The sequence below is a fragment of the Enterobacter sp. I4 genome (genome assembly GCF_022669095.1).
GTDB lineage: Bacteria > Pseudomonadota > Gammaproteobacteria > Enterobacterales > Enterobacteriaceae > Enterobacter > Enterobacter pasteurii.
The window spans coordinates 558,107-583,097 of the sequence record NZ_JALBUO010000002.1 but is presented as its reverse complement, the minus strand read 5'-3'; the positions used below and the strand labels follow the sequence as shown (position 1 = coordinate 583,097).

General features: G+C 60.1%; 22 protein-coding genes. 13 read left to right on the top strand and 9 right to left on the bottom strand.

Annotated features, from left to right (window positions below; genetic code table 11):
* Positions 1–62 precede the first annotated feature (62 nt).
* Positions 63–488, top strand: coding sequence for a FosA/FosA2 family fosfomycin resistance glutathione transferase (gene fosA / locus MOQ06_RS15075; RefSeq protein WP_242173794.1), 426 nt, complete (start codon positions 63–65; stop codon positions 486–488).
* On the opposite strand, the gene MOQ06_RS15070 is transcribed toward fosA, so the two are convergent.
* Positions 474–1,481 carry a LacI family DNA-binding transcriptional regulator gene (locus tag MOQ06_RS15070; RefSeq protein WP_242173793.1) on the bottom strand — a complete coding sequence of 336 codons (1,008 nt, stop codon included), beginning with the start codon at positions 1,479–1,481 and terminating at the stop codon, positions 474–476. The two genes, fosA and MOQ06_RS15070, sit on opposite strands and share 15 nt — an antisense overlap.
* A gap of 185 nt (positions 1,482–1,666) precedes the next feature.
* On the opposite strand from MOQ06_RS15070, the gene MOQ06_RS15065 reads away from it, so the two are divergent.
* Both MOQ06_RS15065 and MOQ06_RS15060 read left to right on the top strand, forming a co-directional pair.
* On the top strand, positions 1,667–2,755 hold the full coding sequence (locus MOQ06_RS15065; protein ID WP_242173789.1) for a cellulase family glycosylhydrolase: 1,089 nt from the start codon (positions 1,667–1,669) through the stop codon (positions 2,753–2,755).
* A 50-nt stretch (positions 2,756–2,805) separates the two neighbouring features.
* The gene (locus MOQ06_RS15060) at positions 2,806–4,200 is read left to right on the top strand and encodes an MFS transporter (protein WP_242173788.1); all 1,395 of its coding nucleotides are present in this window, start codon (positions 2,806–2,808) and stop codon (positions 4,198–4,200) included.
* Between the two features lie 37 nt (positions 4,201–4,237).
* Here MOQ06_RS15060 and MOQ06_RS15055 read toward each other — a convergent pair whose 3' ends face one another.
* The 5 genes from MOQ06_RS15055 to MOQ06_RS15035 form a co-directional block, all read right to left on the bottom strand.
* Positions 4,238–5,479, bottom strand: coding sequence for a hypothetical protein (locus tag MOQ06_RS15055; RefSeq protein ID WP_242173786.1), 1,242 nt, complete (start codon positions 5,477–5,479; stop codon positions 4,238–4,240).
* A gap of 125 nt (positions 5,480–5,604) precedes the next feature.
* A complete protein-coding gene (locus MOQ06_RS15050; RefSeq protein ID WP_242173784.1) occupies positions 5,605–6,426 on the bottom strand; it encodes an alpha/beta hydrolase in 822 nt (273 codons plus the stop codon).
* A gap of 30 nt (positions 6,427–6,456) precedes the next feature.
* The gene (locus MOQ06_RS15045; RefSeq protein ID WP_242173783.1) at positions 6,457–8,076 is read right to left on the bottom strand and encodes an MFS transporter; all 1,620 of its coding nucleotides are present in this window, start codon (positions 8,074–8,076) and stop codon (positions 6,457–6,459) included.
* The gene (locus MOQ06_RS15040; RefSeq protein WP_242173781.1) at positions 8,073–8,480 is read right to left on the bottom strand and encodes a DoxX family protein; all 408 of its coding nucleotides are present in this window, start codon (positions 8,478–8,480) and stop codon (positions 8,073–8,075) included. Before MOQ06_RS15040 ends, MOQ06_RS15045 begins: the two co-directional genes overlap by 4 nt.
* On the bottom strand, positions 8,480–10,351 hold the full coding sequence (locus MOQ06_RS15035; RefSeq protein ID WP_242173779.1) for an amidohydrolase: 1,872 nt from the start codon (positions 10,349–10,351) through the stop codon (positions 8,480–8,482). Before MOQ06_RS15035 ends, MOQ06_RS15040 begins: the two co-directional genes overlap by 1 nt.
* 217 nt (positions 10,352–10,568) lie before the next feature.
* On the opposite strand from MOQ06_RS15035, the gene MOQ06_RS15030 reads away from it, so the two are divergent.
* The 5 genes from MOQ06_RS15030 to MOQ06_RS15010 are packed head-to-tail and all read left to right on the top strand — an operon-like array spanning position 10,569 to position 17,780.
* On the top strand, positions 10,569–11,255 hold the full coding sequence (locus MOQ06_RS15030) for a hydrolase (RefSeq protein ID WP_148422098.1): 687 nt from the start codon (positions 10,569–10,571) through the stop codon (positions 11,253–11,255).
* Between the two features lie 60 nt (positions 11,256–11,315).
* The gene (locus MOQ06_RS15025; protein ID WP_242173777.1) at positions 11,316–11,528 is read left to right on the top strand and encodes a DUF1427 family protein; all 213 of its coding nucleotides are present in this window, start codon (positions 11,316–11,318) and stop codon (positions 11,526–11,528) included.
* Positions 11,525–11,785 (top strand): XapX domain-containing protein, encoded by a 261-nt coding sequence (locus MOQ06_RS15020; protein ID WP_148422096.1) that lies wholly within the window; start codon positions 11,525–11,527, stop codon positions 11,783–11,785. Before MOQ06_RS15025 ends, MOQ06_RS15020 begins: the two co-directional genes overlap by 4 nt.
* 22 nt (positions 11,786–11,807) lie before the next feature.
* On the top strand, positions 11,808–12,188 hold the full coding sequence (locus MOQ06_RS15015) for a response regulator (protein ID WP_242173775.1): 381 nt from the start codon (positions 11,808–11,810) through the stop codon (positions 12,186–12,188).
* 9 nt (positions 12,189–12,197) lie between these two features.
* Entirely contained in the window at positions 12,198–17,780 is a 5,583-nt protein-coding gene (locus MOQ06_RS15010) for an ATP-binding protein (RefSeq protein WP_242173772.1), read from the top strand.
* 3 nt (positions 17,781–17,783) lie between these two features.
* On the opposite strand, the gene MOQ06_RS15005 is transcribed toward MOQ06_RS15010, so the two are convergent.
* Together MOQ06_RS15005 and MOQ06_RS15000 are read right to left on the bottom strand one after the other, a co-directional pair.
* Positions 17,784–18,401, bottom strand: coding sequence for a response regulator (locus MOQ06_RS15005; protein ID WP_148422094.1), 618 nt, complete (start codon positions 18,399–18,401; stop codon positions 17,784–17,786).
* 181 nt (positions 18,402–18,582) lie between these two features.
* Positions 18,583–18,969 carry a VOC family protein gene (locus MOQ06_RS15000; RefSeq protein WP_242173770.1) on the bottom strand — a complete coding sequence of 129 codons (387 nt, stop codon included), beginning with the start codon at positions 18,967–18,969 and terminating at the stop codon, positions 18,583–18,585.
* Positions 18,970–19,057: 88 nt separating this feature from the next.
* On the opposite strand from MOQ06_RS15000, the gene MOQ06_RS14995 reads away from it, so the two are divergent.
* The gene (locus tag MOQ06_RS14995; protein ID WP_148422090.1) at positions 19,058–19,660 is read left to right on the top strand and encodes an ATP-dependent Clp protease proteolytic subunit; all 603 of its coding nucleotides are present in this window, start codon (positions 19,058–19,060) and stop codon (positions 19,658–19,660) included.
* A 132-nt stretch (positions 19,661–19,792) separates the two neighbouring features.
* Positions 19,793–20,914 carry a cupin domain-containing protein gene (locus MOQ06_RS14990; RefSeq protein WP_193354811.1) on the top strand — a complete coding sequence of 374 codons (1,122 nt, stop codon included), beginning with the start codon at positions 19,793–19,795 and terminating at the stop codon, positions 20,912–20,914.
* Between the two features lie 38 nt (positions 20,915–20,952).
* On the opposite strand, the gene MOQ06_RS14985 is transcribed toward MOQ06_RS14990, so the two are convergent.
* Positions 20,953–21,138, bottom strand: a complete 186-nt coding sequence (locus MOQ06_RS14985) for a DUF2767 family protein (protein WP_148422086.1) — start codon at positions 21,136–21,138, stop codon at positions 20,953–20,955.
* 228 nt (positions 21,139–21,366) lie between these two features.
* Here MOQ06_RS14985 and MOQ06_RS14980 point away from each other — a divergent pair, with 228 nt between their 5' ends.
* From MOQ06_RS14980 to foxA, 3 genes are all read left to right on the top strand, one after another.
* Entirely contained in the window at positions 21,367–21,600 is a 234-nt protein-coding gene (locus MOQ06_RS14980; protein ID WP_242173768.1) for a DUF2171 domain-containing protein, read from the top strand.
* Positions 21,601–21,751: 151 nt separating this feature from the next.
* Positions 21,752–22,702, top strand: coding sequence for a helix-turn-helix transcriptional regulator (locus MOQ06_RS14975; protein WP_242173766.1), 951 nt, complete (start codon positions 21,752–21,754; stop codon positions 22,700–22,702).
* Positions 22,703–22,823: 121 nt separating this feature from the next.
* Positions 22,824–24,932, top strand: a complete 2,109-nt coding sequence (gene foxA / locus MOQ06_RS14970; protein ID WP_242173765.1) for a ferrioxamine B receptor FoxA — start codon at positions 22,824–22,826, stop codon at positions 24,930–24,932.
* Positions 24,933–24,991 lie beyond the last annotated feature (59 nt).

Sequence of the window (24,991 nt, the reverse complement as noted above, 5' to 3'; positions counted from 1 at the left end):
GCGTGGTTTATGTTCATCTCTTTACCGTACCACGTCCGGCGCGAAAAACAAAAGGGCACGTCATGCTGCAATCACTCAACCACCTGACCCTCGCGGTCAGCGACCTGCAAAAAAGCGTCACCTTCTGGCACGAGCTGCTGGGGCTTGCGCTGCACGCCCGCTGGAATACCGGGGCCTATCTCACCTGCGGCGATCTGTGGGTCTGCCTGTCGTACGACGAGGCGCGCAAGTACGTGCCGCCGCAGGAGAGCGACTACACCCACTACGCGTTTACCGTCGCGGAAGCGGATTTTGAACCGTACTCGCACAGGCTTGAGCAGGCGGGCGTCACCGTCTGGAAGCAGAACAAAAGCGAGGGGGCGTCGTTCTATTTTCTCGATCCGGACGGTCACAAGCTGGAGCTGCACGTGGGCAGCCTCGCCGCGCGGCTGGCGGCGTGTCGCGAGAAGCCCTATGCGGGCATGGTGTTTACCTCAGACGAGGCTTGAGGCGCGCACCTTCAGCCTGCCCGCCAGCGTCACGTGCGTGGCGGCATCTTCCTGATTGCACAGGTATTCCACCGCCAGCCGTCCCAGCTCGCTGTAGGGCAGCTGGATACTGGTCAGCGGCGGGGTGAGCTGCTCGGAGATCTTCTGGTCGTCGTAGCCCGCCAGCAGCATATCCTGGGGGATGCGCACGCCGTTTACCGCCAGCGCCTGATAGCAGCCAATCGCCAGCCAGTCGCTGGCGCAGAAGATGGCGTCCGGGCGCTCGGCCAGTTCCAGCAGGGAGGTGGTGGCGGTAAAGGATTCGCTGAACTGCCAGTTGGTCTGGCGTACCAGGTCGTCTTCGCACGCGAGTCCGGCCTGCTGCAGCGCCGCCTGGTAGCCCGCCAGACGCTGGCGCGAGGCCTCCATCCAGCTCTCGCCGGTGATGTGGGCGATGCGCGTGGCCCCGCAGGCGATGAGGTGTTTAGTCACCTGGAAGGCGTTGGCGTAGTCGTCCGGGATAAACGATGGCAGCAGCGGCGAGCCGGGGTCGCGCTGGTTAAGCAGCACCAGCGGAATGCGGGTGCAGTCCTGGAAGTCCGTCATGTCCACCAGCGTGGTGACCGGAGACGCGAGAATAATCCCGATGCAGTTGCGCTTCTCCAGCTGGCGGATGATGTTCAGCGCCAGCTCGATATCGTCGCCGTAGTCGTAGACGGTGAGCAGCGTCTCGTTGCGCCACGCCGCTTCCCGCGCCTGGCTGATGGCGTCGATAAACGGGTCGAAGCTCTGCATGGAGCTGACCAGCATGGCGATCTCTTCCTGGTTGCGCGGGGCGTGAACGGCGGGGAGGCGGTCGTAGCCGAGCTCGGTAGCGACGCCAATCACCCGCTGGCGGGTGTCGTCGCTGAGCTTGATGTTGCGGGACTGGTTAAGCACCAGCGATACCGTCGCCTGCGACACGCCCGCCGCCCGCGCAATATCGTTCATCGTCACTTTCGTTTTTCGCTTCATCCGTCCTCTCCCTTTCGCGATTTCGCATCATACCCTAACCGCACGCTTTAGCGCCGTCGATCACGTTTCTCATTCATCGAAGCGTGAACTTTGTGAGGGCCGTCGCTTTTCTGAGCGCCGTGATTTGCGCATTTATCCCGCGACTAATATTTATTAGCTAAACATTATCAGTGAGAGGACGCGTAATGAAAGAGCAGTGGAGCAGGGAGCAGGCACAGGCGTGGTATCAGCAAAAAGGCTGGCTGTGCGGGTTTAACTATCTGCCGTCGACGGCGGTGAACTGGACCGATATCTGGCAGGCAGAGACCTTCGACGCCGTCACCATCGAGCGCGAGCTGGGCTGGGCGGCGGAGGCGGGCTACAACACCCTGCGCATCAACCTGCCGTTTATCGTCTGGGAGCATGACCGCGACGGGCTGATGGCGCGCATCGACCGGTTTTTGACCATTGCCTACGGTCACGGGTTCAGCACCATGCTCACCCTGATGGACGACTGCGGCTTCTCCGGCGACGAGCCGTACCTCGGCCCGCAAAAGCCGCCGGTTCCGGGCAAGCACAACAGCCAGGCGGCGGCGAGCCCGGGGCGCGATAAAGTGTGCGATCCCGACTGCTGGGCAGACATTGAACGCTACATCCGCGACGTTGTCCGCCAGTTCCGCGACGATAAGCGCGTGCTGCTGTGGGATCTCTATAACGAGCCGGGCAACCGCGGCATTTTCGCGACCGGCACGCAGGAGGTGCAGTACGACGCGAAGCTGGAGACCTGCGCTCACGAACTGATGAAGCTGGCGTTCCAGTGGGTGCGTGAAGAGGACCCGACCCAGCCGCTCACCGTCTGCGCGTGGCGCCTGCCGCCGGAAGAGGGGGGCGAGACGTTCTTCCAGCATCCGCTGGACCAGACCGCACTGGCGCTCTCGGACGTGGTGAGCTTCCACGCTTACACCCACACCGGGCGCATGACGGCGATTATCCAGCAGCTGCAACAGCTCGGTCGTCCGCTGTTCTGCACTGAATGGCTGGCGCGCCACGTGGGCAGCACTATCGAGGAGCAGCTTCCGCTGATGTACGCGGCGAAGGTCGCGCCGTACCAGTGGGGGCTGGTGCGCGGCAAAACCCAGACGTGGCTGCCGTGGCCGGTGGTGATGAAGGAGTCCACGGACTACTGCCGCCTCTGGTTCCACGACGTGTTTGAGGAGAACGGCATTCCGTTCTCGCGCCGTGAAATCGCCCTGATGCAGCAGCTGCGCAAGATCGCCCCGAAGGCGCAAGGCTAATAATATCGACCCGGCGGCCAACCGCCGGGCAACCAGGCAGGCATATATCAATGGCAACGACAATGAAAATACCGTCTCGCGAGCTGTGGTCTTATTTTGGCTATGGATTAGGTCAGTGTTTTAGCTTTGGTTTAGTGGGTTCGTTTATTAACTATTTTTACACCGACGTGCTGGGGATTTCGGCGCTGGCGGCGAGCACCATCTTCCTGATTGCCCGCGCGTGGGACGCGGTTCACGATCCGCTGTTTGCCAGCATCATGGACACCATTAACAGCCGGTTCGGCAAGTTTCGCCACTTTTTGCTGATCGCGCCGCTGCTGATCACCGGCGTCACGCTGCTGTCGTTCTATAAAATCGAAGCGGACATGACCACCAAAATCCTCTATGCCGGGGTGACGTATATCCTGTGGGGGACGCTGTACGCGATCTCCGATATCCCGTTCTGGTCGATGTCGTCGGTGATGACCAACGACTCCGGCCAGCGCACCCGCGCGGTGACGGCGGCGATGCTCGGGGTGAACGCCGGGATCGCCTGCGCCAACATCTTCTTCCCGAAGCTGGCGGCGTTTTTCGCCCAGTACAGCAATGATAAAGGCTACTTTATGGCGGCGCTGGTGATGATGCTGGTGGGCCTGCCGCTGATGCTCAACGGCTTTATGCAGATCAAAGAGCGCGTGCCGCCGAGCCCGGAAAAGGTGTCCATCCGCGACACCTTCCACAACCTGCGCCAGAACAAGCCGCTGTTTATTGTCCTGCTGTCGTTCTTCTTCTGCGTGTTCCACAACGTGGCGGGCGGGCTGTATATCTACTTCTTTATCAACAACCTCGGCGACGGCAGCCTGCAGATGGCGATTGGCGTGATGGGGATTGTGGCGGCGGTGCTGTGCCTGGTGGCCCCGATGCTGACGCGCCGGATGCAGAAGCGGAAGCTGTTTATGATCCTCTGCGGGCTGGACGTGGCGGTGCGCGTGGTGATGTGGTTCATCGGGTATCAGCAGGTGACGATGCTGTTTATTCTGCTCGGCCTGAGCACGCTGTTCGTGATGATGACCAACATCCTCACCTCGTCGATGATTGCCGACACCATCGAGTACGCGGAGTACCACACCCACAAGCGCTGCGCGGCGATCACCTTCTCCGGGCAGACCTTTACCGGCAAGATGTCGGTGGCGGTGGGCGGCGGGCTCATCGGCGTGTTCCTGACGATGATCGGCTACGTGCCGCAGGCTCAGATCCAGAGCGAAGGCGTGCTGTCGGGGCTGTTCTTCGGGATCTGCCTGCTGCCGGCGATTGGCTCGCTGATCCGCATGGGCTTTATGTCGCGCTTTACCTTTACCGAGGAGAAGCACGCGGAGATTTGTCGGCTGCTGGCGGAGCGCGAGCAAGGCGTTGTGCAACGCGGTCAGCCTGGGCAGAAGCATGAGCCTACGCTTACGGTGAATTGATTAAGTAGCGCCCGCGCTGCGGGCGTTTCTTAACAAGCTACTTGATATCATGAAGCAACTTTAATAAAAGGCTATCACCGGTAGATTTTATTTTCTGAAAATAAACAGGCTCAGCTATAGGCGAATCCCATTGGTGTATCTCATCTTTCTTAAACGGGATACATTTCATAGCGGTGTTTTTTAATCGTTTTATGCGAAGGTCATATTCGTCAAAATTCTCTGGCGTAGTTTTCAGGCTCAGCGATCTGGCATGATTGATTTGTGTAGGGCAAATAAGCTGAATATTTCCAAGCGAGAAAATGTTTACGCCGGTGATAAAGAATCTCGAAGGGATATCTTTATAGTAACGTGTGTTCCATGTTAAACCATCAAACATCGCTGGCGGGTGAGTATGAGTATCTATGTAATATTGATGCGTGCGCCAGTCGCTTATGCCGGAAAGGTTCATGGTCATGTTAATGATCATATTGGGGGTGGGGCGGAAAATCATTGTCAGGACAAGCATGCTGACAGGAATAATGATTAGTGTATAAATGATTATTTGCAATATACTTTTGTTTTTCTTCTCATTTATCAGGATCATCCCGGGGAAAATGCCCACAATAATCATCGCGACCGAGAGCGCAAGAAAAATGATAACCTGTAATAATGTATTACTTTCTTCGTTAAAATCTAGCTGGCCCGCGATAAAAATGAGTGGGAAGATTTGTGTAAAAGCAGGGGCAATCAATAACAGAGGCAGCCAGTTCCTGACGGCGTTTTTCTGCAAATATTTTACATCACGCGTATTATCAACATCCTTATATGACTGAACGTTGAACATAAGCTTGTAGCATAAGCCATACGATGCGGCCAGTATTATGGCTACCGCTAAGGCAAGAACGATAAAACCATTTATATCCAGAAAAAATTGTAAGCAAAACGCTCCGATAAGCACAACGCACATCACAAAGCTATTACCAAAACAGACTGAGGTAAAACTATGTGTCAAACCTTCGTATTTAACAAACTCTTTCTCATGTGCGGTGTAAATTAAGTAAGCAAGGAAAGATGAGATAAAAATGACAAGGCTGAAGCCAATTAGTGATACAAGGGTAAATCCAAATATTATTCCTACTGCGCTACTCACGCTCAACGCATCGTATAAAATATCAAGCCGGTCAATATTCGCAAGATAGAACCATATAACGCTAAATGTACAGGCTGTGACAAATGAAGAGGATGTTAAAATAGCGAAGATAAACTTTCGGGTTAGCCGCTTATGAAACTGGATATTCATCTTATGTAGTCTCCCTTTGAAATGAAGGAATACTAGTCACAAGGGAGAGGGAGTTCTACGCTCAAATTTAGTATGCCGGGAAGCGCATATTCAGGCTGACGCCTGCTGGCGTCAGCCCCGGGACATTACAGCGACTTCACAAACGCCAGCAGATCTTCGTTGAGCTGATCCTGGTGGGTCAGCGCGAAGCCGTGCGGCGCGTTGTCGTACACCTTCAGCGTGGCGTTTTTGATCATCTCTGCCGCCAGCTTGCCGGTGCTTTCAAACGGCACGATCTGGTCGTTGCTGCCGTGAATAACCAGCGTTGGCACGTCGATTTTCGCCATATCCGGGCGGAAGTCGGTTTCGGCGAAGGCGGTCACGCAGTCGATGGTGCCCTTCAGGGACGCCAGCAGGGCGATGTTCAGCGTCTGGGTCAGCGCGCCGGCAGAGACGGTCTGCCCGGCGTTGGTGCCGTAGAACGGGGTGGCGAAGTCGCTGATGAACTGGGCGCGATCTTTACGCAGCCCGTCGCGAATGCCGTCGAACACGCTCTGATCCACACCCTGCGGGAAGGAGTCGGATTTGCCGAAGATTGGCGTCACCGCGCCCAGCAGCGCCAGACCGGCCACGCGCGCGCTGCCGTAGTTGTTGATGTAGCGGGTCACGTCGCCGCCGCCCATGGAGAAGCCCACCAGCGTCACGTCCTGCAGATCCAGAGTGGTAATCAGGTCGTTAATGTCGGACGCAAAGGTGTCGTAGTCGTAGCCGTTCCACGGCTGATCCGAGCGGCCAAAGCCGCGACGGTCAAAGGCGATGGCGCGGAAGCCGCGCTCGGCCAGGTAGTTCAGCTGGCTGTCCCACATGTCGCCGTCCAGCGGCCAGCCGTGGCTGAAGAGAACCGGTTTGCCCGCGCCACAGTCTTTGTAGTAAATCTGCGTGCCGTCTTGTGCCTTAAACGTTGCCATAGTGTGTTCCTGTACAGGTGATGGTTATGGTTATACCGGCGCAACCAGGTAGCGAATGGCCGGTGATGTTGTGCCCTGATGAAAAGCCAGAACGCGGCTCTGCAGCAGGAGGTCATTCATGGTGTGGCGTTCCTGCTGGCGCAGATGCTCAATCCACGAGCCCATCAGGAAGGTCTCGATAAACAGTCCTGGGCGCTCAATATCTTCGTACACCGCCCAGCTCATCGCCCCGGCGCGGCGGCGCACCCGGCGCAGCTCGTGCACCGCCTGCAAAAACGCTTTCGCGTTGTGCGGGTCGATGATGTACTCGTGCGACACCAGCACCGGGCCGCGCTCGTTCGGCAGGTCGATCTCCACGCCGTCCAGGGGCTGGCCGCTGAGGTCGAGATTTAAATCAGGATCTTTCTCCAGCTTCCAGCGGAACGCCGTCGCGCTTGCCAGCGCCATCCCCAGCGTGGCGACCACCAGCGAGGTCGGGGTGCCGAACTGCGAAGCGATCTGTCCCCAGATGGCGCTGCCTGCGGTCATCGAGCCGAAGAACACCGTCAGATACACCGCCAGCGCGCGGGCCTTCACCCAGCGGGCGGCGCTGCGCTGCGCGCCGAGGTTGAGGGTGGAGAGCACCGCAATCCACGCGAAGCCGGTGAAAAACTCAAACAGGTTGAGCAGCCAGAAGTGGCGCACGAACGCCAGCGCCAGCATGGTGAGGGCAAACGTCAGGCTGGCGGCCACCATCAGCCGGTCGGCGTTCAGCCGCTGGCGCAGGCGCGGCAGCAGGATCGCCCCGGCAATCGCCCCCAGGCCAATGCAGGCCAGCATCACGCCGTAGCCCGCGGGGCCTAAGCCCAGCTCGCGGCGCGCCACCAGCGGCAGCAGTGCCCAGCCCGCGCTGCCGAAAACGAAGAAGGCCACGGTACGCACCAGCACATTGCGCAGCACCGGCGCGGCGTGCACGTAGCGAATGCCGGAGCGCACCGCCGAGAAGAAGTGCTCCGGCGGCAGACGCTGCACGGACGGCGCCGGACGCCAGCGCCACAGCACCCACGCTACGCCAACCACGGAGAGCGCGTTCAGGGCAAACACCATCCACGGCCCGGCGAGCGAGAGCAGAAAACCGCCCAGCGCGGGGCCAATCGCCCGGCTGATGTTCACCCCGAGCGAGTTGAGCGCCACGGCGGCGCCCAGCTCCGGCTTGCTCACCAGGTCGGGCACCACGGCCTGGAACGGCGGCGAGCTCATCGCCGCGCCCACGCTCAGCAGAAACGTCGCCACCAGCAGAACGGTGGGGGTAACGTGTCCGGTGAAGGAGAGCACCGTCAGCCCGGCGGCGGCGATGAACACCCACAGCTGGGAGAAGAGCAGGTATTTTCGCCGGTCGACGATGTCCGCCATCACCCCGGAGGGCAGGGCGAAGAGGAACATCGGCAGGCTGCTGGCCGCCTGCACCAGCGCGATATTCAGCGGATCGGCGCTCAGGGTCAGCATGCTCCAGTTGACGCCGACGTCGCTCATCCATGAGCCGACGTTAGAGACCACCGTGGCGATCCACAGCATGCGGAACACCGGCTGGCTCAGCGGCTGCCAGGGGGAAACCGTCGGTGCGGGCGCTGGCTCAACGTGGGCGTCGCGAACGTCGTTAACCTGGGTCATGCGAACCTCTCCGCAGCCTTACGCTGCACGCGCCACTGGCCCGGCCCGGTGAGGGCGAGGGTGGTGAAGATAATCAGCAGCAGCCAGCCAAATTGCCCTTCGGCAATCGACCAGTTCGGGTGTACCACCAGCATCGCCACCAGCAGCACGGCGATAATCGGCAGGCACGCCAGGCGGGTGTAGACGCCCGCAATGATAAACAGCGGGCAAATCACCTCGGCGACAATCGCCGGGATCAGGCTCGCATACGGCCCGAAGCCGAACGGATCCTCAATGCGCGTCAGCTCTTCGCTGAAGTGCAGCACCTTCGGCAGGCCGTGAACGTACAGCAGCAGCAGGCTGCCGGCGAGGCGCAGGAAGAACAGCCCCAGGTCGACCCGGGGCGGGGTAAAGGTGTTTTTCATCAGAATGCAAAGCAGCTGCAGCCCAGCGCCCCCCAGAAAGCGTTATCGTCGGACACCGGCATTGCTGATGTGCGGGCAAAATCGTGCTGGTGGCTGTGCACGCCGCACGGGCCGCTGCAGTGGTGAACCACACTCAAGCCGACGCGTGCGGCCTGCGGCGGCGCGCTGCGGTAGTGGCCCGGTACCTTCACTACCGGCGACCACTCGGGCAGGACCGGAATGGCCGGCGGGGCCAGCGGGCCAAAGGTTCCTGCGGCGTAGACGATATCGCCGTTCACCACCGTCAGGACGGACTCGATGCCCTTGATCTCCTCTTCCGGCACGCGGAAGTAGTCTTTGCTCAGCACCGCCAGATCGGCAAGCTGGCCGACCTTGATCTGCCCCTTCTGGTTCTGCTCGCTGGAGAACCACGCGCTGCCCTGGGTCCAGAGCATCAGGGCGGTATCGCGGTCCAGACGGGCGCTGTGGTCGTACATCTGCATCCCGCCGACGGTGCGGCCGGAGACCAGCCAGTAGAGCGCGGTCCACGGGTTGTAGCTCGCCACGCGGGTGGCGTCCGTCCCTAAGCCCACCGGCACGCCGGTCTCGAGCATTTTCGCCACCGGCGGCGTGTGGCGGGTGGCTTCGATGCCGTAGCGCTCGGCGAAGTATTCGCCCTGGAAGGCCATGCGGTGCTGGACGGCAATGCCGCCGCCCAGTTCTTTGATGCGGTCGATGTTGGCCTGGGTGACGGTCTCCGCATGGTCGAAGAACCAGTGCAGGCCGTTGAACGGAATGTCGCGGTTTACCTTCTCGAACACGTCCAGCATGCGGCTGATGGATTCGTTATAGGTGGCGTGCAGGCGGAACGGCCAGCGGTGCTCCACCAGATGGCGCACCACGCGCTCCAGCTCGTCCTCCATGCCCGGCGCGAGATCCGGGCGCGGCTCGAGGAAGTCTTCAAAATCAGCGGCGGAGAAGACCAGCATCTCGCCCGCGCCGTTGTGGCGGAAGAAGTCGCTTCCCTGGCCCGGCGTGAGCATGTCGGTCCATTTTTCAAAGTCTTCCAGCTCGTGGCCCGGACGCTGGGTAAACAGGTTGTAGGCGATGCGGATGGTCATCTGCTTTTTCTCGTGCAGCTCGGCAATCACCTCGTAATCTTCCGGGTAGTTCTGGAAGCCGCCGCCCGCGTCGATGGCGCTGGTCAGCCCCAGTCGGTTCAGCTCGCGCATGAACTGGCGGGTGGAGTTGACCTGCTGCTCCAGCGGCAGCTTCGGCCCTTTCGCCAGCGTGGCGTAGAGGATCATGGCGTTCGGACGGGCAATCAGCATCCCGGTCGGGTTGCCGTTGGCGTCGCGCTGGATCTCACCGCCCGGCGGGTTTGGCGTGTCCCTGGTGTAGCCGACCACCTTCAGCGCGGCGCGGTTGAGCAGGGCGCGGTCGTACAGGTGCAGGATAAATACCGGGGTGTCCGGCGCGGCGTTGTTGATCTCGTCCAGAGTCGGCATGCGGCGCTCGGCAAACTGGAACTCGTTCCAGCCGCCCACCACGCGCACCCACTGGGGCGACGGCGTGCGCAGGGCCTGCTCTTTCAGCATGCGCAGGGCATCAGCCAGCGACGGCACGCCTTCCCAGCGCAGCTCGAGGTTGTAGTTCAGCCCGCCGCGGATCAGGTGCAGGTGCGAGTCGTTCAGGCCGGGGATCGCGGTGTGGCCTTTCAAATCAACCACCTTGGTGCCGTCGCAGTGGTGTTGCATCACCTCGGCGACGGTACCCACTTCCAGAAATTTCCCGTCGCGCACGGCAACGGCTTCGGCGAGAGGGTTCTCGCGATCGACGGTGTGAAACTGGCCGTTAACCAGAATGAGATCGGCTTTACCGAGGGTAACCATAACTGCTCCTGACTGAGAGGGGAATGGTCAGGATTATGGGAACCGGTTTCGGCAAAGATCCAGTTATACAATAGGATAGGTATACCAAAGTATAACTATACCTAAGGTTAACTATACGAAGAGATAATTACGCCCGGAGGCGGAAAACCGCAGGATGGGGGTGATTTTATCGGCGCGGCACTCGCGGCGATTTCACCCTTAACCACTGGAAAATGCTATGACCACTTCAAAGCTCGAAGTTTTAACCCCTGCGAACTGTCAGATTATTTTCATCGACCACCAGCCGCAGATGGCGTTTGGCGTGCAGTCTATTGACCGTCAGGTGCTGAAAAACAATACCGTGGCGCTGGCGAAAGCGGCAAAAGTGTTCAACATCCCGACCATCATCACCACCGTTGAGACCGAAAGCTTCTCCGGTAACACCTACCCGGAGCTGCTGGACGTGTTCCCGGGCCAGGATATCCTGGAGCGTACCTCCATGAACTCCTGGGACGACCAGAAGGTGCGCGACGCGCTGAAGGCCAGCGGCAAGAAGAAGGTGGTGGTTGCCGGCCTGTGGACCGAAGTGTGCAACAACAGCTTCGCCCTGTGCGCGATGCTGGAAGGCGACTACGAAATTTATATGGTGGCGGACGCGTCCGGCGGCACCTCCAAAGAAGCTCACGACTTTGCGATGCAGCGCATGATCCAGGCGGGCGTGATCCCGGTGACCTGGCAGCAGGTGATGCTGGAGTGGCAGCGCGACTGGGCGCGTAAAGAGACCTACACCGCGGTGATGGATATCGTTCGCGAGCACTCCGGCGCGTACGGTATGGGCGTTGATTACGCTTACACCATGGTGCACAAATCTCCGTCTCGCCAGAAGAGCGAGCACCGTACCTTAGCGCCGGTCCCGGCCCGCTAAGCCCCGGCGGCAGGCTGGTCCCTCATCCGGCCTGCCACTGACTGCTTTCTGGAGTTCTCTATGAGTACAGGGTTGATATCCCTTGCGGCAGGCGTGCTGATCGGCCTGATGTATGCCGCGCTGAAGGTACGCTCCCCCGCGCCGCCCGCGCTGGCGCTGATTGGCCTGCTGGGGATGCTGGCGGGTGAACAGGCGACGCGCCATCTGCTGGCCCGCGACAGCATGGCGAGCGTTCCGGCGGTGGTTCACCATCCGGCAGGAGAGTCGTCATGAAGGCCTGGATAATTTCGCTGGTGTGCGGTGTGGTGGCTGGGGTACTTTACGCTCTGCTCAACGTCCATTCTCCGGCACCGCCGGTTGTCGCCCTGCTTGGCCTGTTTGGCATGCTGGTCGGCGAACAGCTGATCCCGGTAGGGCGTCGGGTACTGAGTCGCGAACCGCTGACCCTCGCCTGGTTTCGCCACGAGTGTGTGCCAAAAATCAGCGGCACGGCGCCTTCCGCGCCCGTGAAGGAAAACCGCGACGTTTAATGATTTTCTGAGGAATAACAGCATGACGCTGCCGTGGCGCATTGCCATCATCGATGACGAACGTTCTGTCCGCAGCGGGCTGAGTAACCTCCTGGAGTCGGAAGGGTATGCGACCGATACGTTTGATTCGGCAGAGGTGTTTCTGAGCCACCCGTTCGCCCTGTCCGGCGCGTCGCTGGTGATCGCCGATATCAAGCTGCGGGGCATGAGCGGCCTGGAGCTGTTTGAAAAGCTGCGGCTGCTGGCCGCCCCGCCTCCCCCCGTGCTCTTTATCTCCGGTCATGCTGATGAAAATATGCAGCGGTACGCTCTTGATATGGGCGCCGCTGCATTTTTGCGTAAGCCCATTAACATCGATATTCTGCTGGATCATATTCAGCGGGAGCTGGCCCGCCGACAATAAGGATCGCGGATGAACGAAAACGAGCTGCCTGCATTCTGGCCCGCCCAGGGAAATTTCCATGAAGGGCGGGTTTTTGTCCTTAAAGAAGATGTCATTTTTACCGTGCTGGCGCAGGAGGGAGGGATCTCCTGGATGCACGCGCGGCATCCTCACTCTGGCGGCTCCTTTATCATTGCCACCGCGGTCAGCGACGAAGAGGAAGAGCGGGCCACCCGGCTGCTTAAAAATGAGTTTGCGCTGCGAGACCTTCTCCAGGACGGCTGGGCCATCCGCGCCGTGGCCTCCACCCAGTACCGGGGGCGCTTCGCGCTGGTGTATGCCCCGTTTTCCTTCGAGCTGCTGGCGCGACGCGCGGGTAGGGCGATCTCGGGGATCGCGCGGTTTATCGAGCTGGCGATCCAGATCTGCGCGCCGCTGCGCCAGATGCACCTGCAAAACCTGATCCACGGCGATATCAAACCCGGCACCATCTTCGTTCATCACGATTCCAGCTGTCGTCTGGGCAGCTTCGGCCTTTCAGGCAGTATCTCCGGGGCTTTTTCCCAGACCCGGCTGGCCGTCTCGGGCGGTACGCCCGCCTATATGTCTCCGGAGCACACCACCCGTACCCGGCGCGCCGTTGATTGCCGCAGCGATCTCTACAGCCTGGGCATCGTGCTTTATGAGCTGCTGACCGGACGCCTGCCGTTTGAGCTGGCCGCGGAGGAGCAGACCAACTGGGCGCATTACCACATTGCCTCTGAGCCACTTTCTCCCGCCGTGATGCGCCCGGACGTGCCCGGCATGCTGTCGACCATCATCCTCAAGCTGCTGGAGAAGAATCCCGATAACCGCTACCAGACGGTCGACGGGCTGATTGCCGATCTTCGACGCTGTCAGGCGACGTTAACCTCCGAAGGCGAGATCGTCGCCTTTGCGCCCGGCCAGCAGGACCGGACGCCGGCGATCCATCTGGCGGACTCCCTGTTTGCGGCGCATCCGCAGGCAAACGACGTTATCGCCGCGTTTGAGCGGGTGGGGCAAAACATTGTGCCGGAGCTGGTGACGATCGGCGGGCCGTCGGGGATCGGTAAATCCTCCATCATCGCCACGGCGCTAAAAACGCTGCAGCAGCGCAGGGTGCTGCTGGCGGTGGGCAAGGTCGATCAGTTTTCGCCGACGTTGCCCTACGGCGTATTAAGCTCGGCGTTTCGCACCCTGACGCTGCACCTGCTCGGGCTGCCCGCTGAAGAGGTGGCGAAGTGGAAAATCCGCCTCTCGCGCGCCCTTGAGGGGTATGAAGCGCTGGCGGTCAGCCTGGTGCCCGAGCTGGGCCTGCTGCTGGAGAGTAAACCCCGCTTTTCGGCGGATACGTTTTCCATTGATGCCCGGGCGCGCTTTAGCCATATGGTGCTGGTGCTGGTCAAAACCTTTGCCTCCCAGGGCTGTCCGCTGGTGCTGGTGCTCGACGATCTCCAGTGGAGCGACGCCGCCAGCCTGCATACGCTGAAGCACCTGCTGATGAACTGCGGCGTTATTCCGCTGCTGGTGGTGGCGGCGCACCGCGATATTGATTCGTTGTCCGACCCGGCGCTACAGCAGCAGCTGGCGAGCCTGCCGGAGGCGGCGCAACGCGCGACGGAAATTGTCCCGCAGGCGCTCTCGGTTAAAGCGGTGGCGCGCTGGCTGGCGACGGTGTTTCGCACCCGCAGCGCGGCGACGACCGACCTCGCCACGCTGATCCACGAAAAAACCGGCGGCAACCCGCTGTTCGTGCATGAGTTTTTCCGCCGCATTGTTGATGACGGGCTGGTGGTCCACAACAAGTATCAGGATAAATGGCAGTACGATCTGCAGGCGATCCGCGCCCGGCATTACACCGAGAACGTCGTTACCCTGGTGCTGGAAAAGCTCGAAGAGATGCCCGACGAAACGCGTCGCCTGCTGGGCAGCATTGCCTGTCTCGGCGGCACGGGGGAGCTGGAAATGATGTGCCGCGTGGTCGGGATGTCGGTCGCGGAAATTCGTTACGCCCTGCACCCGGCGGTGATAGCGCAGCTGATTGTGCTGACGGAAAAAGAGTACGCCTTCACCCACGATCGGGTTCAGGAGGCCGCTTTCGCCCTGCTGGATCAGGGTGAGAAAAGTCACCTGCACCTGACCACCGCCAGCCTGCTGGCCGAGGCCGCGCGGCAGGCGGCGGGCAACGAACTCCTGTTCCGCGCGGTACACCACGTGACGGCAGCCCTGGACAGCATTCAGCCCGCGCCGCAGCGCCAGATGTTCCGCGAGCTGAGCCTGCTGGCCGCGCGGCGTGCGAAGCGCACGGGCGATTACCCTTCGGCGCTGAGCTACATTCAGACCGCCAGGGCGCTGGGCAACGCCGGGGCAGTGTCAGATTTTATGCTCGATATCGAAGAGGCGGGCTGCGAATTTGCGCTCGGCCATCTGGCGCGAACCCGCGAGCTGTGTGACGCCATCCTCGGCTGCCCCGGCGGGCTGACCGAAAAAGCGCTGGCGGCTAACCTGCTGGTGGAAGTGTACATAAGACAGTCGGACAGCCGCCTGGCGCTGGAGGCGGCGCTGTGCTGGCTGGGGATTTTTGGCATCCAGATCAGCCACTATCCGGAAGACGTCGAGTGTGACGAGGCCTGGGAGCGCTTCTGCAACCGCGCGGGCGACGCGCCGCAAAACCTTTTTGTTCAGCTCTCGCAGATGGATAACCCGCAAACCGAAGCGGTGATGAACCTGCTCTACAGCGCCAGCATTTGCGCCAGCTTTATCTGCCCACGCCTGCACTTTTTGCTGCTCTGCCGCATGATGCACCTGACCCTCGACCACGGCATTACCGGCGCCTCCACCACGGCAATGGCCTGGTTTGGGGTGTTGATTGGTCAACGCTACGCCGAGTACCGCCTCGGGTTCCAGTACGGCACCCTGGCCCGCGAGCTGGTCAATCGCCACGGCTACGATGCGTTTGAAGCCAAAACCCTGCTGCCGCTCGACCAGCTCAGCGTCTGGACCCAGCCGCTGTCCTTCACCATCGAGTGTGCAAAGGCGTGCTTTACCGCCGCCGTGACCCACGGTGACATGACGGTGGCCTGCTTTGCGGCCTGCCACCAGGTGATCAACTTCCTCTCGCGGGGCGATCACCTGGACGGGGTGCTGACCAGCATCGATCGCGGCCTGGCGTTTGTGCGCAAAACCCACTTCCAGGACGTGGAAACAATTTTTATGCTCCAGCGCGGCTACGTTGAGTTTCTGCGCACGCCAACCATCGGCACCTGGAGCGCGTCACAGGTACTGCCTGAAGCACTGCTCCCCGCCTCGCCGGAGCAGGCCCCGGAGCATACCTCGACCATGCTGTTCTGGTACTGGCTGTATCGCGGCATGGCGCACTTCACCTGCGGGGAGTATGCCGCCGCGCAGGCGGAGCTGGAGCAGGCGGGCTGGTTCGCGTGGTCTGCGCCGGGGCACATTCACCTGCTGGATTACCATCTCTACAGCGCCCTGTCGCTTTCCAGACAGCTGACGCCGGAGACCTTCTCGGCAAATCACCGCCGCAGCATTCACGCCCACTACGACAAAATCGCCCTCTGGGCGCGCATTAATCCGGGCACCTTTGCCGACAAAGAGGCGCTGATTTATGCCGAAATCGTGCGCCTGGACGGCATGAACAGCATTGCGCTTGAGCAGTATGAGAAGGCGGTGCGCCTCTCGCGGGAAGGCGGCTTTAACCCCCTGAACGCGCTGGCCCACGAGCTGGCAGGGCGCTTTGCCCTTGCCTGCGGCTATCCGACCGCCTCGGACGCCCACTTCCGCGGGGCGATCGCCGCCTGGGGCCGCACCGGGGCGCAGGCAAAAGTGCGTCAGCTTGAGCAGGATTTCCCGCACCTGCTGAACTCCGCGCAGGCCAGCGCCTACGACACGGTGGCGTTTGCGCAGAATGAGACGATCCGCGATCTGCAAAGCGTGATCAAGGCGTCGCGCGCGCTGTCTGAAGAAATTAACCTTGAGCGGCTGATTGAAAACCTGATGACGCTGCTGCTTGAACGGGCCGGTGCTCAGCGCGGCCTGCTGCTGCGCGTGAGCGACAACCATATCCCGGAGATCGAGGCCAGCGCCTGGACCAGCACCGAGGGGGTACGGGTGCGGATCCTGAAGGAAGCCCCGATGGCGACCGATATGCCGCTGTCGGTGCTGGCGGCGGTGATCCGCACCGGGCAGGAGATCCGCACCGGCAAGCCGGAGGAGTTTCACCCCTTCAGCCAGGATCCCTATCTGGTGACCTCGGGGGCGGCCGTCATGTGCGTTCCGATGTTCAAACAGGCGCGGCTGGTGGGCGTGCTCTACCTGGAAAATCGCCTCATGCCGGAGGTCTTTACCGCCGAGCACTCCCGCGTGGTGAGCCTGCTGGGGGCGCAGGCGGCGGTCTCGCTGGAGACGGCGCGCCTGTACGCCGAGCTGCTGGCGGAAAACATCCAGCGCCGACGGGTGGAGAAAGAGCTGCGATCCAGCCAGACCTCGCTGATGCTGGGCGAGCAGATCAGCCACACCGGCAGCTGGCGCTGGGAGCTGGAGCAGGATCTGATGTTTATCTCCGAGGAGTACGCCCGCATCCTCGGCCTGCCTGAGATGCAGAAAATGATCTCCATGGCGGAGTTTTTAACCTTCGTTCACGAGGACGACTACGCCCGCATCAGCGCACTCGTCACCGGAAGCGTGCGTGACGGGCTCTCCATGCGGGCGGAGTTTCGCGTTAAGCGTACCGACGGTTCCACCCGCTATATTCTCGGGATTGGCGATCCGGTGGGCGTGGGCAGCGAGGTGAACGAGTATTACGGCATCATCACCGACATCACCAGCCAGCGCGCCGCGGAGGATGCGATGCGGGTGGCGCAGGCGGATCTGGCACGGGTGTCCCGGGCCACCACCGTCGGGCAATTGACCTCTTCCATCGCCCACGAGATCAACCAGCCGCTGATGTCGATCGTCTCGAACGCCGGGGCGAGCCTGCGCTGGCTCAACCGGGAGCCCGCCCGGCTGGATAAGGTCCGCGAAGGGCTGGAGGAGATCGCCGCGGAAGGGGCGCGGGCGGGGGAGATCATCCGCAGCATCCAGTCCCTGACGCGCAAGCAGGATCCGACCTTCTCGCGCATCGATCTGCACTACCTGATCCACCATATCATCGCGCTGTCGCGCAGCGAGCTTGAGCAGCGACACATAAGCGTTGATTACCTTTTGCAGGCGCAGGACAGCTTTATCACCGGCGACAGCGTGCAGATCCAGCAGGTGCTGCTTAACCTGGTGATGAATGCGGTAGAAGCGATGGCCGAAGTGAAAGATCGGCCTTGCACCATCGCCATCGCTACCGGCAATGCGGAGGGGAGAGTGCTGGTGGAGATAGCCGATACCGGCAGCGGCATAGAGCCTGAGCGGCTGGAGAAGATTTTTGACTCGTTCTATTCCACCAAAGCGCAGGGTATGGGGATGGGGCTGACCATCAGCGCCAGCATCATTGAGCGCCACTGCGGGAAGCTGAGCGCGCGTCGGCGGGAGCCGCACGGCACCGTGTTTGCCTTTACGCTGCCGCTTGCCGCGCAGGAGGCGTAGCGGCTACTCCGTCGGCTGTCCCTTGGTCAGGCGCTCAACGGCCCTGACCAGCTCCGCGACGGATCGCACCTGCATCTTCTCCATCACGCGGCGGCGATGGACCTTAACCGTGATCTCACTGACGCCAAGCTCGGCGGCAATCTGCTTGTTAAGCATGCCGCTAATCGCAAGCGTCAGCACCTCGTGTTCGCGCGGGGTGAGGGAGCTGTGCCGCTGCTTCAGGGCGAAATGCTCTTTGTTGCGCACGGCGTTGTGTTCCGCCAGCCTGAGCGCGGATTCGATGGAATCAATCAGCGCGCCGGACTCAACGGGCTTGGTGAGAAACTCGTAGGCCCCGCCTTTGATCGCCCGGACGGACATCGGAATGGTGCCGTGGCCGGTGAGAAAGATAATCGGTATTTCCCGCCCGCTGGCCTTCAGCGCGTCCGCCACGTCAAACCCGGTGATTGTCGGCATCTGCATGTCCAGGATCACGCAGGAGGGCAGCTCCTCAAAGGGATGGTTCAGGAAGGCTTCTGCGGATGAGAAGCCAAGGGCGCGTAAATCTGCTGACTCCAGCAGCCCGACCACGGACTGCCTGACAGTGTCATCGTCATCAACCACATAAACAATGTGTTCCATTCACCGCCCCGGTGCGATCAGTAAATCATCGAGAATAAAAACAGCCCCCGACGTTTGCGTAAGGGACTGTTTATGCTGACTTTCATCTTAACACATTAAATATCATTATCATTTAACAATATGATAACCATATGAAGTATAGCGAGCCATGGCGGGGCGGTTAAGGAACGAAACGCTGATTTTATGCACCGACCAGCTCAATGCGGTTGCCGTCCGGATCGGCAATCACCGCTTCATAAAAACCGTCACCGGTCATGCGCGGGGCGCTGAGCAGCGTGCCGTTTGCCTGCGCCCGCTCTGCCATGCTGTCCACCTGCGCCCTGCTGCCTACGTTAATGGCGATATGCGCCCAGCCGATGAACTCCGGGTGCGCCGGCGCGCCGGGCAGGTCCGGCAGCGTCATCAGCTCAATGGTCGGCCCGTTATCCAGCGTAATAAAATGGGATTCAAACCCCGGGCGGTTTTGACTGACGTAGCGTTCATTGCTGCGGCCGCCAAACACCGTTTCCCAGAACTGAACCTGTGCCTCGAGGCTGCGGGTCCAGAGAGCGACGTGTGCAATATTCATAAGATCCCTCGTTATTTGTCTGTGAGGACTTTCACCGGTAAAACAGGCTACACTCTGGTTTTGAGCGCTAAATGCTGAGGACATAACAATGCACTACACACTGAAAGAAAGCGACAAGGAAAAAGCAGAAGGGTCAAACGGCGCGGGCGCGCTACAGCAAAAGCTGCTTGAGTCCCGTTCGATTGTTATCTCCGGTGAGATCAACCAGGAGCTGGCGCAGAAGGTCATCACCCAGATGATCCTGCTGCAAAGCGTGAGCAACGATCCGATCAAGCTGTACATCAACAGCCAGGGCGGCCACGTGGAAGCGGGCGATACCATCCACGACTTCATCAAGTTCATCCGTCCGGAAGTGCACGTGATTGGCACCGGCTGGGTGGCGAGCGCCGGGATCACCATCTTCCTGGCGGCGAAAAAAGAGCATCGCTACTCTCTGCCAAATACCCGCTTTATGATCCACCAGCCGCTGGGCGGCGTGCGCGGCCAGGCGTCGGACATTGAGATCGAAGCGCGTGAGATCATCCGCATGCTGGATCGCGTGAACAAGCTGATCGCTGACGCTACCGGCCAGCCGCTGGAAAAAGTGAAAAAAGATACCGACCGCAACTTCTGGATGTCTCCGGCAGAAGCGCTGGACTACGGCATCGTCGGCAAGCTGATTACCCATTATGACGAGCTGAACCTGGACTAAGTTTAGCCCGCGCGTGCGTCGGGTGGGGCGTTGCCTTACCTGACCTACGCGCCCGCGTTTGACCCACGACAAGTTCCCCCTCTGCCTTCTTGCCTATAATCGCGCCTGTTTCCCCTCTCACTGGTGCTGACCATGGCGTATCAACTGAACCTGAACTGGCCGGAATTTCTCGAGAAATACTGGCAAAAACAACCCGTTGTGCTGAAAAATGCCTTCCCGAACTTTGTCGACCCGATTACCCCGGACGAGCTGGCTGGGCTGGCGATGGAGCCGGAAGTGGATAGCCGCCTGGTGAGCCATGCTAACGGCAAGTGGCAGGCGAGCAACGGCCCGTTTGAGCATTTTGACCATCTCGGCGAGACCGGCTGGTCACTGCTGGCGCAGGCGGTGAACCACTGGCATATGCCTGCGGCGGAGCTGGTACGCCCGTTCCGCGTGCTGCCGGACTGGCGTCTGGACGACCTGATGATCTCCTTCTCCGTCCCGGGCGGCGGCGTAGGGCCGCATATCGATCAGTACGATGTGTTTATCATTCAGGGAATGGGCAGCCGCCGCTGGCGCGTGGGCGACAAGCTGCCGATGCGCCAGTTCTGCCCGCATCCGGCGCTGCTGCACGTGGATCCGTTCGAGCCGATCATCGACGAAGATCTTGAGCCGGGCGATATCCTCTATATCCCACCTGGATTCCCGCACGACGGCTTTACCCATGAGACCGCGCTCAACTACTCCGTCGGCTTCCGCGGGCCAAACGGCCGGGATCTGATTAGCAGCTTCGCCGACTACGTGCTGGAAAACGATCTGGGCGGGGAACACTACAGCGATCCGGATCTGACCTGTCGCGAACATCCCGGGCGCGTGGAGCAGTACGAGCTGGATCGCATTCGCCAGATGATGATCGACACGATCGGCAAAACCGAAGATTTCACGAAATGGTTTGGCAGCTTCGTCTCCACGCCGCGCCACGAGCTGGATATCGCCGCCGCTGAACCGCCGTATGCGCCGGAAGAGGTGCTGGATGCGCTGCAGGGCGGCGAAACGCTGTCTCGCCTGAGCGGCCTGCGCGTGCTGAACATCAACGGCAGCTTCTTCATCAACAGCGAGCAGCTGGAGACGGTGGACGCGAAGGGCGCGGATGCGCTGTGCCGCTACACCGAGCTGGGCCAGGCCGAGCTGGGTGACGCACTGAATAATCCGGCGTTTGTGGAAGAGCTGACCGGATTGATTAACCAGGGCTACTGGTACTTCGACGAGTAACGAAGGGCGGCGTTTAGCCTGGCTAAACGCCGCGTTGTTCAGACCAGCATATTGCAGGCTTTCCAGTAGTTCAGAAGCCGTTCATCATCGCGTTCTTTCTCGGCTTTGATTTTCATCGCCTGCGCCAGATTTTCCCGCGACACTTCATGCCCTTTTTGGACAATATCTAATACCGCTTCACCAAGGGCCTGTGAAATTTCTGCCCGATTATTACGAATCGCCATAAATGCCTCCTCGTGGTTTGCGTTAATTAAATTATGAAAGAGAAATAACGAGCCGGAAATAATTCATCTAATTCTTATCAGGAACGGCGTAAACAGGAATCGCTAAATATACTGAATAAGTGGTTATGTCAATGATGTTTCAAAATGCTAATACAGGCCGCAAGCAGATTTTTATACGCTACAGTTAATGACGTGCAACAGCCATATAACCGAAACAGGAGAATCAACATGGTAGATAAAAGCGCAATTAAGGACCATACCCAGGTTGTAGCCAGCTGCGGTACGCATGTCGGCGTTGTGGACCATCTGGACGGCGAGCGCATTAAGCTTGCGAAAAGCGATCCTGAATCTGGCGGCAAGCATCACTATATTCCGCTCGGCTGGGTCGACAAAGTGGATGATAATAAAGTTATTCTGACCAAAGACCATAACGCGGTCTTTGCTAAATGGCAGGAAGCATAAATATATTTCTTTCCTGAAAATATATTATCAGGCTCCGGCTCAGGCCGGGGCTTTGTGCTATTAAACCCGCATTAAAAAACGCCGCATTGCCGCCACGATAAATGAATGGTACTGTTTCCCTTCGTCTTTTATCCGATGCAGGCTCCTCACGATGCGCCAGAATGCAAATACCCCAGCGAAACGCCTTTACCTTGTGGCGGATTTTCAGGTATTTGGCGAGCGCTACGGTATCGACTACCATTTTCCGCAGCTCAAGGAGACGCAGGCCACCAGCCCGGTGCTCCGCGGCGATGTGGAGGAGATGACGCTCTCCTCAGGGATTTCCCTGACCCATTCCGACGTTCACGTACTGCAGCCCTACGAAACCACCTCCCGCCACAGCAGCCCGCTCTATATGCTGGTGGTGCTGGAGGGATGCGTCACGCTCACGCTCGGGGATGATGAATACGTGGTGCGATCCGGGATGGCGTTCAGCGCCCGCCTCAGCGAAGAGCAGGTGATGGGCGCGCGACACGATGCCGACTGCACCCTGAAGACGCTGTCGTTCGGCGTCTACCCTTCCGATGCCAGACGTGAAGGGCTGCTGGAGTCGCTGCTTCTGGAATGGCAAAACCAGAAGATTCCGGGGTTTGTCTGGCAGGTTCCGGACCACGTGCTTTCCGGCATTGAGCATGCGCAACGGCAGGGGGTAAGTGCGCTCTCCCGGAGGCTGCTTCTGGAAGGGCTGATGTATCAGCTGCTGGGACACGGCCTGAGCCAGCGCCAGCAGCATGGCCTGTGCCGACCAGAGCATGCGCGTCTGGAACGCGTGCGGAGCATGCTGGAACAGTCGCCCGAACTGAATCACACCCTTGCCGAACTGGCCGCCCTAGCGGCAATGAGCCAGAGCAGCCTGCGCAGCAAGTTTCGTCAGCGCTACGGCTGTACGGTATTTGATTACCTGCGCGACTGCCGCCTTTCGCTGGCGCGCCGCTACCTTCTTGAAGGCTACAGCGTGCAGCAGGCGGCGTGGATGTCCGGCTACCAGCATGCCACCAATTTCTCGACCGCGTTTCGTCGCCGCTACGGCGTCTCTCCCGGCGAAGTGCGCCAGCCGCGCTAACCCATTTTTCCTGTTCCTGCGAACGCGATCCGTGCGGTTTGCCATCGCGCATACGAAACCTGGCGGCGCGCATAGCCGTTTGCGGAATGAAAAAGGTAATAATTCTTATTAACAATAAGAAATGCCTTTGGAGAGGATCATGTTTGCTAAGTCGCGTCTGGCACTGCTGGTGGGATGGGTTACCGGTAGCGTCGCTTTTCCTTTGCTGGCACAGGATGCCCAAAAAACCGAAACCGTTGTGGTCACCTCGCAGATGCAGTCTGCCGCCACCAAAATTGAAACGCCGGATATTGAAACCCCGCAGTCGGTCTCTGTCGTCACCCGCGAGCAGTTTGAAGAGCAGGGGGCCACCAGCGTGCGTCAGGCGGTGAGCTATACGCCGGGCGTGTACAGCAACCAGATTGGGGCCTCAAACCGCTTCGACTACATCGTGCTGCGCGGCTTCTCTGACGGCAGCCTGGATAATATCTACCTCGACGGCCTGAAGATGATGGGGGACACCAATTCCCACAGCTCGCTGGTGGTCGATCCGTGGTTCCTGGAAAACGTTGAGGTGGTCCGCGGCCCGGCCTCCGTGCTGTATGGCCGTTCATCCCCCGGCGGGATCGTGGCGCTGACCTCCCGTAAGCCGTCGTTCGATCCGGGCGGGGAGATCAAGCTCTTTGCCGGGAATAACGACCAGCGCGGGGCGATGTTTGACGTCACCGGCCCGCTGGACGATAACGACCGCGTGGCGGCGCGCCTCAGCGGCATGACCCGCTACGCCGATTCCCAGTTCGACCCGCTGAAGGAGGAGCGTTACGCGCTGATGCCGAGCCTGACCTGGCGCATCACCGACAGCACCCGTCTGGATCTGATGGCCTACCTGCACCGGGATCCGGAAGGCGGTAGCCACTCCGGTCTGCCGTATGAAGGCACCGTCGTGCCGCACCATGGCAGGAAGATCGCCAACACCTTCTATGAAGGGGAAGACGATTACGACAAATACGATCGCCGCGAGAATATGGTGGGCTACAGCTTCGAGCATATGTTCGATAGCGGCTGGTCAGTGCGCCAGAAGCTGCGCTACCTGCATACCAAAGTGGAGCTGAATCAGGTGTATGCCGCGGGCTGGCTGAACGACAGCGAACTGAACCGGGGCTACTCCGGCTCTGACGAGAAGATGAACGCCATCACCCTGGATAACCAGGTGGACGGCAGCTTCGACACCGGGGCGGTGAACCATCGGGTGCTGATCGGCATGGATTATCAGGATCGCACCAACAACGTGACGGGCTACTACGGCGGCTTCCCGCCGATCGACGCCTTCCATCCGGCGTACGGCGCGAAGCCCGACTACATCACCCAGTACAGCCGGGAAAAACACAAGCTGCGCCAGACCGGGTACTACCTTCAGGATCAGATGTCCATTGACCGCTGGCGCCTGACGCTGGGCGGACGGTACGACCAGGTGAGCGTGTCGAATATCGACAACTTCAACCATACCCGCAGCGATCTGGACAAGAACAACTTCAGCAGCCGCGCGGCGCTGCTGTATCTGTTTGATAACGGCGTTGCGCCGTACGTGAGCTACTCTACCGCCTTTACGCCGACCAGCTTTGCCGACGAGCAGGGTAAGATCCTTGATCCGATGAAGGGCAGGCAGTGGGAAGCGGGCGTCAAGTACGAGCCGGAGGGGATGAACAGCCAGTTCAGTGCCTCGGTGTTCCGCATCAACCAGAAGAACATCGCCACCAAAGAGGAGCCGACCGATCCGTATCGTTCCATCGGTGAAATCGAATCCGAAGGCGTTGAGCTGGAGGCGATTGGCCAGCTAACCGACAGCCTGCGCGTGCAGGCGGCGTATACGTATACCGATATTCGCTATAAGAAGAGCAGCCCGGAAGAGGAGGGCAAGCGCGCCGTCTATGCCCCGCGCAATATGGCCTCCGCCTGGCTGAGCTACGACGTTAAAACCGGTCCGCTGGACGGCCTGACCGTCGGCTCCGGCGTGCGCTACGTAAACGGTATTACCAGCGATCGCCAGAACACCCACACGCTGCCGTCCTATACGCTGGTGGATATGGTGGTGGGCTACGATCTGTCGAAGGTGGGGCTGAAGGGCGTGAGCGCGCAGCTGAACGTCAATAACCTCACGGACAAAAGCTACGTGGCGGCGTGTAACTCGCTTTCGTACTGCTACTTTGGCGCAGAACGCAGCATTGTGGGCAGCGTTTCCTGGACGTTCTGAGGCGTTAGCCCCTTTTCGCCCTCTCCCCGTGGGAGAGGGCCGGGGTGAGGGCATCAGGC